Raw genomic sequence first — 17,191 nt, 5'->3', positions numbered from 1 at the left:
CACCATCCCCCCTCTGTGATCTGAGACACAGAAGTGATATTCGCGTTCCACATGACGGAAGCGCCGCCCGGGCGCTCCTCCCCCGTGCACGCAGAAGGCCCCCTCCCCCGGAACCGGGGAGGGGGCCGATGCTTCGTCACCCGCGGACCCACCGCGACGCGGTGGCCGCCGGTGGGGTCACGAGCGGTCGGGACCCACCGTCGTCTTCTGGATCTGCATGAGGAACTCGGCGTTGCTCTTGGACTCCTTCATCTTGTCCAGGAGCAGCTCGATCGCCTGCTGCGTGTCCAGGGCGTGCAGCACCCGGCGGAGCTTCCACACGACGTTCAGCTCCTCGGCCGACATCAGGATCTCCTCCTTACGGGTGCTGGAGGCGTCCACGTCCACGGCGGGGAAGATCCGCTTGTCCGCCAGGGACCGGCTGAGCTTGAGCTCCATGTTGCCGGTGCCCTTGAACTCCTCGAAGATGACCTCGTCGGCGCGCGAACCGGTCTCGACCAGCGCGGTGGCCAGGATGGTCAGCGAACCGCCGCCCTCGATGTTGCGGGCCGCGCCGAAGAAGCGCTTGGGCGGGTAGAGGGCGGTGGAGTCCACACCACCGGACATGATGCGTCCGCTGGCGGGGGCGGCCAGGTTGTAGGCGCGGCCCAGACGGGTGATGGAGTCCAGGAGGACGACCACGTCCATGCCCATCTCCACGAGCCGCTTGGCCCGCTCGATCGCCAGGTCGGCGACGACCGTGTGGTCCTCGGCCGGGCGGTCGAAGGTCGAGCTGATGACCTCGCCCTTGACGGTGCGCTGCATGTCGGTGACCTCCTCGGGACGTTCGTCCACGAGGATCACCATCAGGTAGCACTCAGGGTTGTTCTCGGTGATGGCGTTGGCGATCGCCTGCATCACCATCGTCTTGCCCGCCTTGGGCGGGGAGACGATGAGACCGCGCTGACCCTTACCGATGGGGGCGACCAGGTCGATGATGCGCGTGGTCAGGACGTTCGGCTCGGTCTCCAGCCGCAGGCGCTCCTGCGGGTAGAGCGGGACGAGCTTGGAGAACTCTTGGCGACCCTTGGCCTGGTCCGACGACATGTTGTTGACCGAGTCCAGACGCACCAGGGCGTTGAACTTCTCGCGTCGCTCGCCCTCGCGGGGCTGGCGGACCGCACCGATGATGTGGTCGCCCTTGCGCAGGCCGTGCTTGCGGACCTGGGCCAGGGACACGTACACGTCGCTCTGCCCCGGCAGGTAGCCGGTGGTGCGCACGAACGCGTAGTTGTCGAGGATGTCGAGGATGCCCGCGACCGGGAGCAGAACGTCGTCGTCGCCGATGACCGGCTCCGGCTCCTGGTTCCCGCCGCGACCACGACGGTCCCGCCGGTCCCGCCGCCGACCGCGCCGACGGCCGCCACTGCCGAAGTCGTCGTCATTGCTGCTGTTGTTGTTGCGGCCCTGGTTCTGACCGTCGCCGCCGCCCTGCTGGCGGTCGGAGTTGTTGGAGCTCTGGTCGTCACCGCCACGGTTGCGGTTACGACGGTTGCGCTGGCGCTCGCGACCCTGCCCGGACCTGGTGTCACGGTCCTCGGAGTCGGGGCCGTTCTTCTGGGGGGTGCTGGATGTCTTGGTCACGCTGCTCGCGGAGGTTGAGGAGTCGGTGCCGTCCACCGATCGGGGCTGGTCACCGGATTCGTCACCGCGCCTGCGGGACGAGCGGCGGTTGCGGGAGGGCCTGTCGGCCTTCCCACCCTGGGACTCGGTCACGGCCTGGTCCGACGACCGCTCGCCAGAGCCCTTGTTCGCAGCCTCGTCGGAACCCGACGGGGCGGACGAGACGGGTTCGGTCGGGCCGTCGGTTGACTCGACCTTACCGGCCTTGGGGGCGGTGTCGGTCTTCTTTGCGGACTTCGACTTCACCGGGGCGACCGGACCGCCCTGCTTGGCCTCGATCGCCGCGATCACGTCGCTCTTGCGCATGCGCCCCGTGCCGGTGATGCCCATGCTCGACGCGAGCTTTTGGAGCTCGGGGAGCTTCTGGGCGGCGAGACCGGTACCGCGGGAGGCCGCGCGGGACCGAGCCGCGCCCGCGGGCGCGGCTTCGCCGGCCTCCGCGGAGGCGTCGGCGCTGTTCTTGCTGTCGACCGCCGCGTCCGTTCGGAGTTCGGTGGTGTCGCTCACTAAGGGTCCTTCCCAAGGAGCGGGCGTCGGCCGTCAGCGTTGTGCTTGAGCGGCCGGCCCGATGGTGCGAACCGGCAGGGGCCGGGTAGGGCGTGCCCCACGTGGATGTCGGAAACCGGCGTTGTCGGTCCCCTACCCAATCGCGGCGGGCTCTGGGTACAGCCAGACGTCGGGGCGGATGGCTCGGAGGTGATGCCCGTCGCCCCTCGTGACACGCTCGTCCAGGGACGAGAGGTCTTCGAAGACGTGGGCACAGTTGCGGGGAGACCGCGAACTCGACACGTTGGCCACCGCTTCCGACAGATCGTGAGACCGGAACGCCGGAGTTTGGGACGCGGAAGCCGCAGTGGCGGATGAGCACACGCCCCGCAACGGGGCATCTGGTGCTTCACCAAGCCTAACATCACCAGAGGCCACGGCTATTCCTCGACACAGATGCTACGGATGGGGAGATGGGGTCCGCACCCCCGCCGGCTCAACGTGCAGGGGGCGTATGTCCCAATCATTACCCGCCCTCCGCGTGATCGAATCTACCTGCCCGGTGATTTCCGGCGAATCCGGCAAAGCTGTCCCATCCGGGACCGTGCACAGCACCAGCACCGTGGGCCCCGCTCCGGAGACCACGGCGGGGAGGCGTTCGTGTTCGCGCAGGTCACGAATGAGGTCGAGCGTGCGCGGCATCGCGGGCGCCCGGTAGGACTCGTGTAGTCGATCCTCGGTCGCCGCGTACAGGGAGTCCGGGTGGCCACAAACGGCCGCCGTCATCAGCGCCGCACGCCCCGCGTTGAAGGCCGCGTCGGCGTGGGTGACGGTGTCCGGCAACAGCCCGCGGGCCCGCTCGGTGGACAGTTTCCACGACGGCACGCACAGCACCGGCAGGATCCGCTCGTGGGGGTCGAGTCGGGCGACGCCCCAGGAGTCACCGTCCCGGTAGGCGACGGTGTACCCGCCGTAGACGCAGGGGGCCACGTTGTCGGGATGCCCCTCCAGGTCCGCGGCGACCTGGTAGATCCAGTCCCGGTCCGGTCCGCCGTCGGGTCCGGTCCGTCCGAGCAGTGCGGCGGCGGCCGTGACCCCGCCGACGATCGCGGAGGAGGAGGAACCGAGCCCGCGCGCGTGCGGGATGCGGTCGTCGCACCGCAGGTCCAACCCGGGAAGCTTCTCCCCGGCCCGGTCGAAGGTCTCGCTCATGGCCCGCACGACGAGGTGGCGACGGTCGAGCGGTACTTCGCCGGCGCCCTCCCCCGTCACCGAGACATGGAGCTCGTCGTCCTCGCGCAGGGCGACGTCGAACCGGTTGTGGGACCGCAGGGCCAGGCCGAGGGCGTCGAAGCCGGGCCCGAGGTTGGCGCTGGTGGCCGGGGCGTCGACGGACACCCGGCGGGGACGCGGTGAGGTCACTGTGCTCCCAGTGTGGTCTCGTTCGGACGCCGGCAGGGTCGCGCCCTGCCTTCCGGCGCCCGAGCACGGGCGGAAGCGACGCGGAGGGTCCGCGTCAGGCGAGGTCGAGGGCCCGGGCCGCGGCCTGGGCGTCCACGGGGACGGTGGTGGCGGAGGAGGCTCCGGCCAGCGCCCAGTCGGGGTCCTTGAGACCGTTGCCGGTGACGGTGCACACCACGCGGCTGCCCTTGGCGACCAGCCCGGCCTCGACGGCCTGCAGCAGACCGGCCACGCTCGCGGCGGAGGCGAGTTCGACGAACACGCCCTCCTCGGCGGCCAGGAGCTTGTAGGCGGCCATGATCTGCCGGTCGGTGACCTTGTCGATGGCGCCGCCGGACTCGTCGCGCGCCTGCTCCGCGAGCTTCCAGGAGGCCGGGTTGCCGATGCGGATGGCGGTGGCGATGGTGCTCGGTCCGGCGACGGGGGCTCCGTCGACGATCGGCGCGGCGCCGCTGGCCTGGAAGCCGAGCATGCGCGGGGCCCGGGTGGAGACGCCGTCCTTGGCGTACTCGGTGTAGCCCATCCAGTAGGCGGTGATGTTGCCGGCGTTGCCGACCGGGATGCAGTGGACGTCGGGGGCGTCGCCCAGCGCGTCCACGATCTCGAAGGCGGCGGTCTTCTGCCCCTGGAGGCGGTAGGGGTTGACCGAGTTCACCAGGGCGACCGGGTAGTCGACGCTGAGCTTGCGGGCCAGTTCCAGACAGTCGTCGAAGTTGCCGTCGACCTGGAGCAGCCGGGCTCCGTGCACGAGGGCCTGGGCCAGCTTGCCCATGGCGATCTTGCCCTGGGGTACCAGGACCGCGCAGGTCATGCCGGCCCGGATGGCGTAGGCGGCGGCGCTGGCGCTGGTGTTGCCGGTGGAGGCGCAGATGACCGCCTTGGCGCCGTCCTCGGCGGCCTTGGAGATGGCCATGGTCATGCCGCGGTCCTTGAAGGAACCGGTGGGGTTGAGGCCCTCGACCTTGAGGAAGACCTCGCAGCCTGTGAGTTCGGACACGCGCGTGGCCGGCAACAGCGGGGTGTTGCCCTCCTGGAGGGTGACGACGGGGGTGTTCTCGTTTACGGGAAGGCGCTCGCGGTACTCCTCGACGAGGCCTCGCCACGCCCGTGCCATGCTCACGACGGTGTCCCTTTCGGGTGGATGTGGTTCGCTGCGCGCGCGTCCCCTCGGGACACGCGCGGGGATGGGTGTGGGGGTTTCGCCGAGGCGAACCGTCCCCACTGATCGCCAGTGTACGACCCGGCCTGCGATGTCTTGCATACCGGTCACTGTGATCTCATCATGCGGACGCCCGGGGGCCCGTGTTCCGCGGTGCCCCCGGACGCTCCCTCAGTCCTGGAAGGTCTCCACGCGCATCACGCTGGCCACCTCGCGGACCATGGGGTGCACGCTGAGCAGTTCCACCGTGCGACTGAGCGCGGAGTCCGGCGCCGGGTGGCTGACCAGCACGAGCTGCGCGTCGTCACCGCTGCCCTCCTGGCGCACGTTCCTGATGGACACGCCGTGGTCGGCGAAGACCTCCGCGACCTGGGAGAGCACGCCGGGACGGTCGGCCACGTCCAGGGCCACGTGGTAGCTGGTGATGGTGCGGCCCATGTCGTGCACCGGCAGACCGGTGTCGTGTCCGCCCTCGGCGACCGAGGTCCGCGCCATGCGATTGCGGGCCACACCGACGATGTCGCCCAGGACGGCCCCGGCGGTGGGGGTGCCCCCCGCACCGGCCCCGTAGAACATCAGGCGACCGGCGGACTCGGCCTCCACGAACACCGCGTTGTAGGCCTCCTTGACACTGGCCAACGGGTGCTGGAGCGGCAGCATCACCGGGTGGACGCGCACGCCCACGGACTCGCCGTCCTCCGAACGCTGACAGATCGCCAGGAGTTTGACCACGCACCCCATGTCACGGGCGCTGGCGATGTCACCGGCGGACACGCTCGTGATGCCCTCGCGGTGCACGTCGGCGGCGGTGACCCTCTGGGTGTGGAAGGCCAGACGGGCCAGGATCGCGGCCTTGGCGGCGGCGTCGAAGCCCTCCACGTCCGCGGTGGGGTCGGCCTCGGCGTAGCCCAGTGCCTGGGCCTCCTCCAGGGCCTCGGTGAAGCTCGACCCCAGGGACTCCATGCGGTCCAGCACGTAGTTGGTGGTGCCGTTGACGATCCCGAGGACCCGGTTCACCCGGTCCCCCGCCAGGGAGTCGCGCAACGGACGCAGCAACGGAATGGCCCCCGCCACGGACGCCTCGTAGTAGAGGTCGACCCCGGCCTCACGGGCCGCGGCGTGCAACGTCTGACCGTCCTCGGCCAGCAACGCCTTGTTGGCCGTGACCACGGACTTGCCGGACTTGATCGCGGCGAGGATGAGCGAGCGGGCCGGCTCGATCCCGCCGATGACCTCCACGACGACGTCGATGTCCGGGCGGGTGACCAGCGCCGTGGCGTCGGTGGTCAGCAGCGCCGGGTCGACCCCGCGGTCGCGGTCCAGCCTGCGCACCGCGATCCCGCCGATCTCGATCGGCGTACCGATCCGAGCGGCAAGTTCCTCGGACTGCTCGTTGACCAGGCGGACGACTTCCGAACCCACAACGCCGCATCCGAGCAGCGCCACCTTCATCGCCATTTGGGCGTGACTCCCACTTCTCTCGTGTCCGACCTTTCCGGACGCCGGTCGACGCCCGGGGGACGAACGTTTCAGCCTACGTCGAGGCGGAGGAGGTCCTCCTCGGTCTCCCTGCGCACGATGACCCGCGCGTTCGCGTCCCGCACCGCCACCATGGCGGGTCGGGGCAGATGGTTGTAGTTGCTCGCCATGGAGTAGCAGTAGGCGCCGGTGGCGGCCACCGCCACCAGGTCGCCCGGCCGCAGGTCGGCGGGCAGGTGCAGGTCGTGCACGATGATGTCACCGCTCTCGCAGTGCTTGCCGACCAGACGCGAGAGCATCGGCGCGGCGTCGCTCTCGCGCGAGACCAGCCGTCCGGTGTACTCGGAGCCGTACAGGGCGGTGCGGATGTTGTCGCTCATCCCGCCGTCGACGCTGACGTAGGTGCGGATGCCCTCCACGTCCTTGACCGTGCCGACCTCGTACACGGTGATGCCGGCGGGACCGGCGATGGCGCGGCCCGGCTCGACCGCGATGCGCGGCGTGGGCAGACCCGCGTCGACGCACTCACGGTGCACGATCGCGGTGAGGCTCTCGGCGATCGTCTTGGGGTCGAGGGGGTCGTCGTCGGACGTGTAGGCGATGCCCAGGCCACCGCCGAGGTCGAGCTCGGCGAGGGTGACGTCGAGTTCCTCGTGGATCTGTGTGAGGAAGCGGGTCACACGGCGGGCGGCGACCTCGAACCCGGAGGTGTCGAAGATCTGCGAACCGATGTGGGAGTGCAGGCCCACCAGGTCCAGGTGGTCGGCGGCCAGGACACGTCGGACCGCCTCGGCCGCGGCGCCTGTGCTCAGCGCGAACCCGAACTTCTGGTCGTCGTGGGCGGTGGCGACGAACTCGTGGGTGTGCGCCTCCACCCCGGTGGTGACCCGGATGAGCACCTTGGGGTGCGCGTCGAGCTCGGCGGCGACGGCCGCCAGGCGGTCGATCTCGTCGAGGGAGTCCACGATGACGCGACCGACCCCGACCTCCACGGCGCGGCGCAGTTCGGCCACCGACTTGTTGTTGCCGTGCATGCCGATCCGGTCGGTGGGCACACCGGCGGCCAGGGCCACGGCGAGCTCGCCGCCGGAGCACACGTCGAGCTTGAGGCCCTCCTCGATCACCCAGCGGGCGACGGCCTTGGTCAGCAGGGCCTTGCCCGCGTAGTAGACGTCGGCGTCGACGAAGGCGGTGGAGTAGTCACGGGCGCGGGAACGGAAGTCCTCCTCGTCCATGACGAAGAGCGGGGTGCCGTACTCGGCGGCGAGGGCGCGCACGCCGACTCCGCCCACGGTGAGCTCCCCGTCCCGACGACGGGAGGTGGCGGGCCACACGCGTTCGTCGAGAGCGTTGAGGTCCTCGGGCGGCAGCGGCGGGTTGTCCTCCGGCAGGATCTCCGCGTGGCGGGATCCGGCGGGGTGGGCGTAGCGGCTCATGGCGGTCTTTCGGCTGGGCCTTCGTGTTTTCCGTGGTGATGCTGTGTACGGCTGTGGCGCTGCTGTGTCCGCGGCCGACCGCGGGGCGGCGCCGGTGCCGGTGTTCGGGGGCCCTGCCCATTGTCCACTAAGCAGATCGGGACACTGGGGTGGGGATCGCCCCACGGGGTCCCTCGCGGGCGGGGTGCCTACAGCCTTGTGGGCGCCGACACCCCGAGCAGGAAGAGTCCGGTGTCGAGCACACCGGCGACCGCCGCCGGCAGAGCCGGATCGAGGGCGGCCCGTGTGGGCGCCTCCCCCTCGACGTCGGCGGTGGAACCCCTCCGCCACTCATCGTAGGCACTGGTCAGCGCCTCCAGGTATCTGACCAGGATATGGGGTTCCTCTCGGCGCGCGGCGGTGTCGAGGACACCGGGGCCGTCGAAGAGCAGGGTGCGCACCCCGGCGTTGTCGTGGTGCCGACACTCGGTCGTGGAGACCCCGTCGCGGGCCCAACGCAGACTGGTCAGCGCGTGCGCGTGGGCGTAGCGCAGCCGGAAGGCGGGGTTGGCCTCGGTGAGCCGGGCCCACGCCCCGGGACGCTCCGCGGAGGGCAGCACCGGCAGGTCGTGTCCGGTGGTCTCGTTCTGCCGCGGCCGTTCGGGCACGGACCGGCAGAACGCCACCCGGGCACTGTCCTCGCCGATCCGCCCCAGGGTGCGGGCGGCCGGAGTGTGCAGACGCGCGCGGTCGGTGTCGAGGTGGAGGTCACGCCAGGAGACCTCACCGGTCGGACCGGGCGGTGGGTCGTCGGTGCCCAGTGCCAGGGCGATGCGCGCGCGGGCGTCGGCGCGCGCGAACCGTCGGGCCTGGGCCACGGGGCCGGCCTTGCGCAGGTCCGAGCGGGGCCACTCCCCCGTTCCCGTCCAGGGGCGCCCGGTGAGGAACGCGGGGCCGTCGGCGGCGGCCTCCACCAGGTTCTGACGTTGGTCGCAGCTGAAGGTGACGTTGACGAAGCCCCGCTCGTCGCCCGACACCTCGGCGAACGCCGCGTCGGTCATCCCCTCCGCGGCGAGGGAGTCGATCTCGGTGACGAGGCGCGCGGCCACAGAACGGCGGTGGGTGTCGTCGCGCCCCTTGGGAAGACGGTCGCGGAGCAGACCCACCAGGCGGGGCGGCAGCGCCACCGCGGCGTCGACGGACCCGGCCGCCTGGTCCGCGCGCGGCCACACCAGGGGGATGTCGGCGTCGTCCAGGTCGAAGGCGCGTCGCGCGGCACGGCGCACCACGGCCTCCAGTGCGCGTGGCGTCACACGGCTCCCCCCACACCGCCGCCCTCCCCGTGCAGGGCACGGATGAGGTCGACCAGCTCGTCGGGGTCGAAGGGTTTGGTGATGTAGTCGTCGACGCCGATCCGTTCGCCGCGTCGCCGGTCGTCGGCCTGGGCGCGCGCGGTCACCATGACGATCCGCCGGTCGTAGCCGTCGGTGCGCAGGCGTTCCACCGTGGTCCACCCGTCCAGCCGGGGCATCATCACGTCCATGGTGATGACGTCGGGCCGGACCTGCCCGATCCGCTCGAGGCAGTCCTGCCCGTCCGTGGCGGTGAACACCTCGAACCCCTCCAGTTCGAGGTTGAGGCGGATGAGTTCGCGGATCACCTCGTCGTCCTCGACGACGAGAACCCGTACGGGAAGGGCGTTCACGCCCGTGACACTACCGTCGCGGAGCGCGGTGGCACCACTGGAATCGGGTATCGGTCGGTGGGGCACAGCAATGGGACGAACATCCCGCAACCCCTGCTACAGTTGTGCACGCAGCACAGCGCCCCCTTAGCTCAGGGGATAGAGCACCGGCCTCCGGAGCCGGGTGCGCAGGTTCGAATCCTGCAGGGGGCACAAAGAGAGAGTCCGGTTCCATCACGGACCCGACCGGGCGAGAAGGCATCCTACGGGGTGCCTTTCGTTGTTTCCGGCCCTTGGATGCCGCTTCGGTGTCGGAGCGTCTGAGAGCATCGGACGCGGTACCCGGCCCCGCCTGTTCACGGACCGCCCCGACACCCGCACGCGCGACCACACCCGGCCTCCGTTCCCCGCGAGTGGACCCCGTGCCCCTGGCCGCGCTCGCCTCCCCCACCCTTCCCCCGCCGCCCCTCGATCGAGGTCACTGTAGAGTCCGACGTCCATGCCAGGGTCGAGGTCTCCGTGGAGGGAGCCGGGATGCGGATCGGTACGCCGGAGCGACGTGTGGGAACGAGTGCGCGCGGGTCCCGGGACGTGGAACGACGACCGGTCGGGGCGGAGCACCGGGCCGGTGGGCACCGCGGCTTCTTCGACGGTGGCGTGGCCGTGCGCGGCCGTGGGCGCTCATGACGGGGGGTCGTGACCGTCCGGAGGACGTGGCCGCGGGTTTCGCCCGAGCGTGGAACCGCGGCGACCCGGACGGTATCGCGGACCTGTTCGTCGCGGACGCGGACTTCGTGAACGTGGTGGGGCTGTGGTGGCGCGACCGTGAGTCCATCCGGCGCGCCCACGACCACGGTCTGCGGGTGATCTTCCCGGGTTCCACGCTGAGGTTGTCGGGGACGCGGGTGCGCGACCTCGGCGCGGACGCCGCCGTGGTGCACTGCCGATGGTCGATCACCGGACAGACGGGGCTCGACGGCGCCACGACCGACCGCCGCTCCGGGGTCTTCACCTTCGTCGTCCGTCGCGACTCCGACGGTTGGCGGGCCGTGGCCGCCCACAACACCGACCGGGTCTCCGGTGCCGAGACCCATGTGGCCCGTGCGGGGGAACTCTCCCCCGCCGATTACCGCGACCCGCCCCCGTCAGCGGGGTGATCCGGGAGCGGACAGGCCGGCCTCCCGCGCCAGCAGCCCCGCCTGGGTCCGGTTGCGCAGGTCCAACCGGGTGAGCAGGCGTGACACATAGCTGCGCACCGTGGTCTCGGCGAAGAACAGGTGCGCGGCGATGTCGGCGTTGGACATGCCCTCGCCCAGGCAGCCGAGGATGTCGCGGTCGCGCGGGCCGAGCCCGGCGACGCGTTCACGGGCGTGTGCCGAGGACGTGGACGCGCCGAGGAGTCCGCGGGCCGCGCCCCGGGAGAGCACCGAGTGCCCGTCCGCCGCCACCCGCACCAGGTTGACCAGGTCCTCCACCGGCGTGGACTTGACCAGAAAGCCGGCGGCCCCCGCGTTCAGGGCACGGACCACGTGGGTGTCGTCGTCGAACGTGGTCAGGGCGACCACCACGGGAGCCTCGGGCAGGGCGGTGATCCGCTCGGTCGCCGCGATCCCGTCGACCCCCGGCATCCTCAGGTCCATGAGCACCACGCGGGGTCGGTGCCGCAGGACCTCCTCCACCGCCTCGGCACCGTCCGCGGCCTCGGCCACGACCTCGATGTCCCGCGCCGAACCCAGAATGGTGCGCAGGTGGCCGCGGACCATGGGTTCGTCGTCGACGACGAGCACACTGATCACGGGTTCTCCTCGGAATCGACGGGCAGGACGACGGACACCCGGAAGGCCCCGTCGTCGGTGGGTCCGGCCTCGAGTCCGCCGCCCAGCATCTCCACCCGGGTACGGAGCCCCTCCAGCCCGATGCCGGCCCCCGCCAGGATCGGGCCGGTGGAGGACCGCGGGTTGGTCGCCTCGAACACGACTCCCCCCGGTGTGCTGCGCAAGGACAGCCGGACCGGTTCCTCGGGCGCGTGTTTACGGGCGTTGGCGAGACTCTCCTGGACCACCCGGTGCAGGGCCCGCGCGGTGTGCGCGGGCAATGCGTCGAGGTCCGTGTCGGAGACCACCTCGACACGTTGGCCGGCGGCCCGGGCGGGGTCCACCGGGGCGAGGGGGTCGGGGGCGTCCTCCCCCCGCGCGGGACCGGGCGGTTCCGGTCGGTTCGCCGCGGGGTCGTGGAGGACACCGATGATGCCGCGCAGCTCCTCGACCGCACGGCTCCCGGCGGCACGGATGCCGTCCGCCGCGGCGCGCACCTCGGGATCCCGTGAGGAGACCGCCAGCGCACCCGCCTGCAGGACGATGAGGCTCACCTCGTGGGAGACCACGTCGTGCATCTCGCGTGCGAGCCGACCGCGCTCGTCGGCCCTGGCGTTCTCGGCCAAGAGTACGCGTTCCCGGGCCTCCTGCGCGGCACGCGCGCGACGGGCCTCGGCCAGTCGCGTGAAGAGGCTGAGGCTCACCCCGCCCAGCACCGGCGCGGAGGCGTTGAGGGTCTCCAGCACCGGAACGCCACCGGGCAGGTGCACAGCGGCGGCCGCCAGGACGTAGGCGACCAGGGCCGCGCCGCCCACCACGTACTGACGCGGGGCGCGGGCGCGGGCGACGAGGTTGGCCGACGCCCAGGCCGCGGCCAGGAGCGGCCACACCAGACCGCCCTCGGCCGCCAGCGCCCTCCACACCGTGTCCGTCGTGTACAGCGCGCCCCCGACGAGGGCGACGACCACGGCCATGGTGGCGGGTCGGTGCCGGAGCCACGGAGCGGTGAGGGAGACCAGGGCCATCAGCGCGCTGCCGGCCCACACCACCCGCGGATCGGATACGGGGAGCACCAGGAGGCAGAACGCGCCGTTCGCCCACGCGAGCAGTGCGAAGGCGAGGGTGAACACCACCGTCCTCCGTGAGGGGCGGGGCACGCGCGCGTCGTCGGACATGCCCTCACGCTAGACCGGTTCCGGCCCTGGTGGGACCGGTCCGGCCCCGGCCGGTCGGACCGACAACGTTTGTGGATCCCGGCGTCCACGTTCGACGCTCGCGGGCCCGGTACCCCGCCCGGTGATATGGGAGCAACGGTCGACGGGACCGGGGAACACCGACGGGAGGACGACGTGATCGAGGTCAGGGGCCTCACCAAGGTCTATCGAGGGAACCGGGCGGTGGACGACCTGACGTTCACCGCTCCGGCAGGTCGGGTCACCGGGTTCCTGGGGCCCAACGGCGCGGGCAAGACCACGACGATGCGGATGGTGCTGGGGCTGGAACGCCCCACGGCGGGCACGGCCCTGGTGGACGGAGCGCCCTACGCCGCCTCGTCCGCGCCAATGCGCTCCGTGGGGGCGCTGCTCGACACCGCCGGAATCCCCGCGGGCATCACCGCCGCGGCCCATCTGGGCTGGCTGGCCCGGGCGGGGAACCTGCCCGGCCGCCGGGTCGGAGAGGTACTGGAGACGGTCGGCCTGGCCGACGTGGCCCGCCGACGCGTGGGCGACTTCTCGTTGGGGATGCGCCAACGGCTGGGGTTGGCCGCGGCCCTGCTCGGCGATCCGGGGACCCTCGTCCTGGACGAACCCGTGAACGGGCTGGACCCGGAAGGGGTCCGCTGGATCCGGACCTTCCTGCGGCGCCTGGCCGCCGAGGGGCGCACCGTCCTGTTGTCGAGCCACTTGATGAGCGAGACGGCGGAGACCGCCGACCGGGTGGTGGTGATCGGTGCCGGGCGCCTGGTCGCCGACACCACCGTGGACGAACTCACGGGCGGCGGGGCTCATGGCCGGGTGCGGGTCGGTTGCCCCCGCCCGGAGGCCCTGGCCGCGGCGCTGACGGACCACGGCTGGTCCGTGGAACCGGCCGCGTCGGGGGGTACGGGCGAGCTCATCGTGACCGGCACCGATCCGGCCGCGGTCGGCGAGGTGGCCGCCCGGTACGGGATCGCGCTCCACGCCCTGACGAGTGAGCGCACCAGCCTGGAGGACGTGTTCATGCGGCTGACCGGTGACAGCGCCGGTCACCGGTTCGCCCCCGCCGGGGCGGTCACGGAGGGGGAACGATGACGCGGGTCGTGGAACGAGGGGAAGCGGACACGACGCTCGGCGAGGTGCGCCCGCCCGGGTTCGGGGCGGCGTTGGGGTCGGAGTGGCGGAAGTTCCCGGCACTGCCCGCCAACCGTGTGATGGTGCTGGTGGCGCTCCTCCTGACGGCCGGGGTGAGCGCGCTCATGGTGGTCTTCGGCGACAGCGCGGCGCTCGCTCGGGAACAGGCGGAGGGCGAGTACGCGGTGGTGTTCTTCGGAAGCCACTTCGCCACGTTGGCCTTCGCCGCCCTGGCCGCCCACGTGATCGCCTCCGAGTACCGGGGCCTGGCGGTGTACACGCTCACCGCCACCCCGCGTCGGTGGCGTCCTCTGGTCGCCAAGCTGGTGGTGGTGTCGACCGTGGGCGCCGCCGTGGGGCTGGTGGTGTCCCTGGTGAGCTTCGCGATCACCCAGGGGGTCCTGGCCATGGCCGGGGAGGAGTCCCTGAGCCTGACCGCGCCGGGGATGCTGCGCGCCGTGCTGGTGTTCGTGCCGCTGGGCACGGTGGTCCAGTCGCTGCTCACCGCGTGCGCGGCGGTCGTGCTGCGCAGCGCCCCGGGGGCGTTCGTGGCGGTCCTGCTGCTCGGGCTGCTCCCCGTCTCCCTGGCGCCGTTCCTGGGTCCGTGGTGGGGGGAGAACGTGCCCCGGTACATGACGGGGGCGGCGGTGGAGAGCGTGGCCGGCATGACCGTCCCGGGCTCCGAGGGCCATCTGCCCACTCTCGCCGCCGTGGCCGTGATCGTGGTGTGGGTCTGCGTCTTCGTGGCCGGAGCGGTGGCGGTGTTCTCCCGCCGGGACGTGTAGTCGGTGTGCTCCGGGCGCCCCACGACACGGCGGGGACCTTCGGCACCCGAACGCCCCCGTGGATCACTCGCACCCGTGCGGGCCACCCCGGAGGCCTCCGTGCGCGGACCGTGGTCCGCGCACGGAGGCGTCCGTCGGTCAGACGGTGGCGGGGGTGAAGGGCCAGGTGCCGTCCACGACGGCGTCCGGGTTGCGCCGGCGCAGGTACTCCTGGAAGCTCGCGGCCTGCTCCGCCTTCCACTTGATCTGGGCGTCGTGCAGGTCGGCGGCGGACATCTCGGCGATCTCGGGGTGATCGGCCGCGATCCGCCAGGCCAGGCGGGCGGCGGCCAGGGCGTCGGCGGCCGCTCCGTGCGCCTCCTCCTGGGCGAAGGGCACCTGGTAGTGGGCGCAGACGTCGACGAGTTTGCGGGACCCCCGCCGATAGGTATCGACGCGCTTGTCCAGCACCAGGGGGTCCACCACGAGCGGCCGGTCGGCCAGGGAGCGGCCGTGGCGGGTGACCTCGCGGTCGAGCAGGGTGAGGTCGTAGGGGGCGTTGTAGACCACCACGGGCAGTCCGTCGGCGGCGACGGCCTCCAGGGCGGCGGCGATCTCCTTGACCACCTCGCCCGCGGGACGCCCCTCGGCGCGGGCCCGCTCGGTGGTGATGCCGTGGATCTCGGTGGCCGCGGTGGGGATCTCGATGCCCGGGTCGGCCAGCCAGACGGTGACCTCCTTGGTGCCCTGCGCGGGGTCGATCCGCCACAGGGCGGCGGTGACGATCCGTTCGCTCTCGACGTCCAGTCCGGTGCTCTCGATGTCGAAGGCGGCCATGGGGCGGGTGTGCCAAGAGGTGTTCACGTGGTTCCTCGCGGTTCCGGTCGTCCGATGCCGAACACGGTAGTGACATTACCGATCGACGGTGACAAGGCGGGTCGGGTCATGGTGCCCCGATCGGTGCGTCCACCGGTGCGGGGTCGAGGTCGATTAGGGCCTCGACGCAGGCGCGGACCGCCGGCGTCTCGGTGTCGGCCCGCCAGACCGCCCTGATCGCCCGGCGCAGGGGCGGGTCCGTGGGCACGAACCGCAGACCGGTGGGCGCGGTGCGTCGGCCCAGGTCGGGGACCAGGGCGACGGCCAGTCCCGCGGCCACCAACTCCAACTGGGAGGGGATCTCCGCGAGCCGGTACCTGATGTCGGGCTCCACCCCGCACGAGCGCAGAGCCTGGAGGATGGCCTCGTAGGGCTCGGTCCCCTCGGGACAGCTCGCCCACGTGACACGACTCTCGCCGTCCGCTCCCCCGAACGCGGTCAGGGCGACCGTGTCGCGGTCCGCGAGGGGATGTCCGGCCGGGAGGGCCAGACACACGCGTTCGTCCACCAGGTCGGCCGTGCGGACCCCCGCGGGCAACGCCACGGGACGACTGGACCAACTCTCCGCCAGGACCAGGTCCAGGTCCCCACGCAGAAGCTCGGGCAACAAGGACACCACCTCGCCGTCGCGCAGGGTGGGGACGAGCCCCGGGTGGCGGGCGAGCAGGGTCGACAGGGCCCCTGGCACCAGGCTGCGGACCGCGCTCCCGACCCCGCCCAGACGCAGGGGCCCCAGGATCTGTCGGTCCAACGCGGCCAGGTCGGCCTGGGCCGCGTTGACCTGGTCCAGCACACGGGCGGCGTGCCCGGCCAAGACCCGGCCGGCGTGCGTGAGCCGCACGCTCCGACCCTGAGGCTCCAGCAACCGTTGTCCCGCTTCCCGCTCCAACTTGGTGAGCTGCTGGGACAGCGCCGAAGGGGTCACGTGCAGGGCCCGGGCGGCGCCGGCGATGCTGCCGTGGGTCCGCACGGACACCAACGCTCTGAGTCGTTCGATACTGAACACGTAAGCAACACTACCGATTACCAGAGCAAGAACATTGCTTTTGTTTTCGGGTCCGGGTCGACAGGCTGGTACCCATGACTCGACGGGAGAGCGGCCGGGAAGAGCGGCGAGGCGCACGGCCGGTGCGCGACGGCACGGGGTCCCTGTTGGACCGGATCGATCCGACCGTGCTGGCGGTGGTCGGTTCCGGCTGTACCTCGGCCAACGGGGTGTTCGTCCGTCTGTCCGGCGCGAACGCGGGGACCGCCGCCTTCCTGCGGTGCGCCCTGGCGTTGGTGGTGCTCGTACCGATGGCGCTGGTCGAGCTCCGTCGCGCGGGCCGCAGGCCCGCGCGACTGCTGGCGCTGGACGCCGCCGCCGGGCTGCTCCTGGGCGTGGACTACGTTTTCTGGGCGGCGAGCATCCACCATGTGGGGGCCGGGATCGCGACCGTCCTTCTCAACGTCCAGGTGGTGGTCTTCCCCCTGCTGGTCTGGGCCTTCCTGGGAGACCGGATCTCCCGGGGGTTCCTCGCCTCGCTCCCGGTGATGCTCGTGGGGCTGGCGCTGGCGGCGGGGGCCGTGGGCCAGGGCACGGCCGCCCACGCCGGGCCCGAGGGCGATCCGTGGCTGGGGTTGGCGTACGGCCTGGCGGCCGGGATCACCTACGCGGGGTACCTGTTCCTGTCCCGGCTGGCCGGAGGTCGGGGCCACACGGTCACCCCGGTGTGCGTGTCCACGGCGACCGCCGCCGTCTCGGCCGGCCTCCTGGGCGCGCTGTGGAGCGGCATCGACCTGATGTCCCTGGACGCCCGGGCGTGGGTCTGGCTGTCGCTGCTGGCGTTGACCGGGCAGGTCCTGACGTGGTTGCTGGTCGGCTCGGCCCTGCCCCGCCTGTCCGCGACGACCGGCGCCGCGGTCCTGGTCCTGCCTCCGGTGATGGCCGTGCTTCTGGGCGCGCTGGTCCTCGGTGAACGGGCCACCTCCGTTCAGCTGGTCGGATGCGCTCTGGTGGTACTGGCGATCGTGGTGGCGCAACGCGGATCGCGCACGACCTGAGCCGATCACGTCAGGAGC

The 17,191-nt window shown here is 71.8% G+C and carries 15 protein-coding genes and 1 tRNA gene; 5 read left to right on the top strand and 11 right to left on the bottom strand.

Annotated features, from left to right (window positions below; all coding sequences use genetic code 11):
- Positions 1 to 177: 177 nt before the first annotated feature.
- From rho to DSY14_RS01500, 7 genes are all read right to left on the bottom strand, one after another.
- Positions 178 to 2,169, bottom strand: a complete 1,992-nt coding sequence (gene rho, locus DSY14_RS01530) for a transcription termination factor Rho (protein ID WP_211714581.1) — start codon at positions 2,167 to 2,169, stop codon at positions 178 to 180.
- A gap of 438 nt (positions 2,170 to 2,607) precedes the next feature.
- Positions 2,608 to 3,546, bottom strand: a complete 939-nt coding sequence (thrB, locus tag DSY14_RS01525; protein ID WP_374223969.1) for a homoserine kinase — start codon at positions 3,544 to 3,546, stop codon at positions 2,608 to 2,610.
- Positions 3,547 to 3,664: 118 nt separating this feature from the next.
- Entirely contained in the window at positions 3,665 to 4,723 is a 1,059-nt protein-coding gene (thrC, locus tag DSY14_RS01520) for a threonine synthase (RefSeq protein ID WP_211714579.1), read from the bottom strand.
- A gap of 216 nt (positions 4,724 to 4,939) precedes the next feature.
- A complete protein-coding gene (locus DSY14_RS01515) occupies positions 4,940 to 6,226 on the bottom strand; it encodes a homoserine dehydrogenase (RefSeq protein ID WP_211714578.1) in 1,287 nt (428 codons plus the stop codon).
- Positions 6,227 to 6,297: 71 nt separating this feature from the next.
- Entirely contained in the window at positions 6,298 to 7,683 is a 1,386-nt protein-coding gene (gene lysA, locus DSY14_RS01510) for a diaminopimelate decarboxylase (RefSeq protein WP_211714577.1), read from the bottom strand.
- 188 nt (positions 7,684 to 7,871) lie between these two features.
- Positions 7,872 to 8,975 carry a DALR anticodon-binding domain-containing protein gene (locus DSY14_RS01505; protein WP_211714576.1) on the bottom strand — a complete coding sequence of 368 codons (1,104 nt, stop codon included), beginning with the start codon at positions 8,973 to 8,975 and terminating at the stop codon, positions 7,872 to 7,874.
- Positions 8,972 to 9,367, bottom strand: coding sequence for a response regulator transcription factor (locus DSY14_RS01500; protein WP_211714575.1), 396 nt, complete (start codon positions 9,365 to 9,367; stop codon positions 8,972 to 8,974). The genes DSY14_RS01505 and DSY14_RS01500 overlap by 4 nt, the downstream gene beginning before the upstream one ends.
- Positions 9,368 to 9,487: 120 nt before the next feature.
- Between DSY14_RS01500 and DSY14_RS01495 the strand changes: the two genes are divergently transcribed.
- Both DSY14_RS01495 and DSY14_RS01490 read left to right on the top strand, forming a co-directional pair.
- Positions 9,488 to 9,559 (top strand) — tRNA-Arg (locus DSY14_RS01495).
- Positions 9,560 to 10,029: 470 nt separating this feature from the next.
- A complete protein-coding gene (locus DSY14_RS01490; RefSeq protein WP_211714574.1) occupies positions 10,030 to 10,503 on the top strand; it encodes an SgcJ/EcaC family oxidoreductase in 474 nt (157 codons plus the stop codon).
- On the opposite strand, the gene DSY14_RS01485 is transcribed toward DSY14_RS01490, so the two are convergent.
- Together DSY14_RS01485 and DSY14_RS01480 are read right to left on the bottom strand one after the other, a co-directional pair.
- Entirely contained in the window at positions 10,492 to 11,142 is a 651-nt protein-coding gene (locus DSY14_RS01485) for a response regulator transcription factor (RefSeq protein ID WP_211714573.1), read from the bottom strand. The genes DSY14_RS01490 and DSY14_RS01485 overlap by 12 nt on opposite strands.
- Complete coding sequence (locus tag DSY14_RS01480) at positions 11,139 to 12,335, bottom strand: histidine kinase (RefSeq protein ID WP_211714572.1); 1,197 nt, start codon at positions 12,333 to 12,335, stop codon at positions 11,139 to 11,141. Before DSY14_RS01480 ends, DSY14_RS01485 begins: the two co-directional genes overlap by 4 nt.
- A gap of 174 nt (positions 12,336 to 12,509) precedes the next feature.
- Between DSY14_RS01480 and DSY14_RS01475 the strand changes: the two genes are divergently transcribed.
- Both DSY14_RS01475 and DSY14_RS01470 read left to right on the top strand, forming a co-directional pair.
- Entirely contained in the window at positions 12,510 to 13,451 is a 942-nt protein-coding gene (locus DSY14_RS01475; RefSeq protein ID WP_211714571.1) for an ABC transporter ATP-binding protein, read from the top strand.
- The gene (locus tag DSY14_RS01470) at positions 13,448 to 14,275 is read left to right on the top strand and encodes a hypothetical protein (protein ID WP_211714570.1); all 828 of its coding nucleotides are present in this window, start codon (positions 13,448 to 13,450) and stop codon (positions 14,273 to 14,275) included. The genes DSY14_RS01475 and DSY14_RS01470 overlap by 4 nt, the downstream gene beginning before the upstream one ends.
- 138 nt (positions 14,276 to 14,413) lie before the next feature.
- Here the strand turns inward: DSY14_RS01470 and DSY14_RS01465 are convergent, their stop codons facing one another.
- Positions 14,414 to 15,118 (bottom strand): exonuclease domain-containing protein, encoded by a 705-nt coding sequence (locus DSY14_RS01465; RefSeq protein ID WP_211714569.1) that lies wholly within the window; start codon positions 15,116 to 15,118, stop codon positions 14,414 to 14,416.
- A 79-nt stretch (positions 15,119 to 15,197) separates the two neighbouring features.
- Positions 15,198 to 16,136 (bottom strand): LysR family transcriptional regulator, encoded by a 939-nt coding sequence (locus DSY14_RS01460; RefSeq protein ID WP_211714568.1) that lies wholly within the window; start codon positions 16,134 to 16,136, stop codon positions 15,198 to 15,200.
- A 74-nt stretch (positions 16,137 to 16,210) separates the two neighbouring features.
- On the opposite strand from DSY14_RS01460, the gene DSY14_RS01455 reads away from it, so the two are divergent.
- Positions 16,211 to 17,173 carry a DMT family transporter gene (locus DSY14_RS01455; RefSeq protein ID WP_211714567.1) on the top strand — a complete coding sequence of 321 codons (963 nt, stop codon included), beginning with the start codon at positions 16,211 to 16,213 and terminating at the stop codon, positions 17,171 to 17,173.
- Positions 17,174 to 17,191 lie beyond the last annotated feature (18 nt).

The organism is Nocardiopsis sp. MG754419, assembly GCF_018207095.1.
In the GTDB taxonomy this organism is placed as follows: Bacteria; Actinomycetota; Actinomycetes; order Streptosporangiales; family Streptosporangiaceae; genus Nocardiopsis.
This window is presented reverse-complemented; position numbering and strand designations above follow the sequence as displayed.

Excerpts from the sequence above, each read along its gene's own strand:
- DSY14_RS01480 (WP_211714572.1), bottom strand. The coding sequence starts at position 12,335 with ATGTCCGACGACGCGCGCGTGCCCCGCCCCTCACGGAGGACGGTGGTG.
- thrC (WP_211714579.1), bottom strand. The coding sequence starts at position 4,723 with ATGGCACGGGCGTGGCGAGGCCTCGTCGAGGAGTACCGCGAGCGCCTT.
- DSY14_RS01455 (WP_211714567.1), top strand. The coding sequence starts at position 16,211 with ATGACTCGACGGGAGAGCGGCCGGGAAGAGCGGCGAGGCGCACGGCCG.
- DSY14_RS01490 (WP_211714574.1), top strand. The coding sequence starts at position 10,030 with ATGACGGGGGGTCGTGACCGTCCGGAGGACGTGGCCGCGGGTTTCGCC.
- DSY14_RS01470 (WP_211714570.1), top strand. The coding sequence starts at position 13,448 with ATGACGCGGGTCGTGGAACGAGGGGAAGCGGACACGACGCTCGGCGAG.
- lysA (WP_211714577.1), bottom strand. The coding sequence starts at position 7,683 with ATGAGCCGCTACGCCCACCCCGCCGGATCCCGCCACGCGGAGATCCTG.
- DSY14_RS01515 (WP_211714578.1), bottom strand. The coding sequence starts at position 6,226 with ATGGCGATGAAGGTGGCGCTGCTCGGATGCGGCGTTGTGGGTTCGGAA.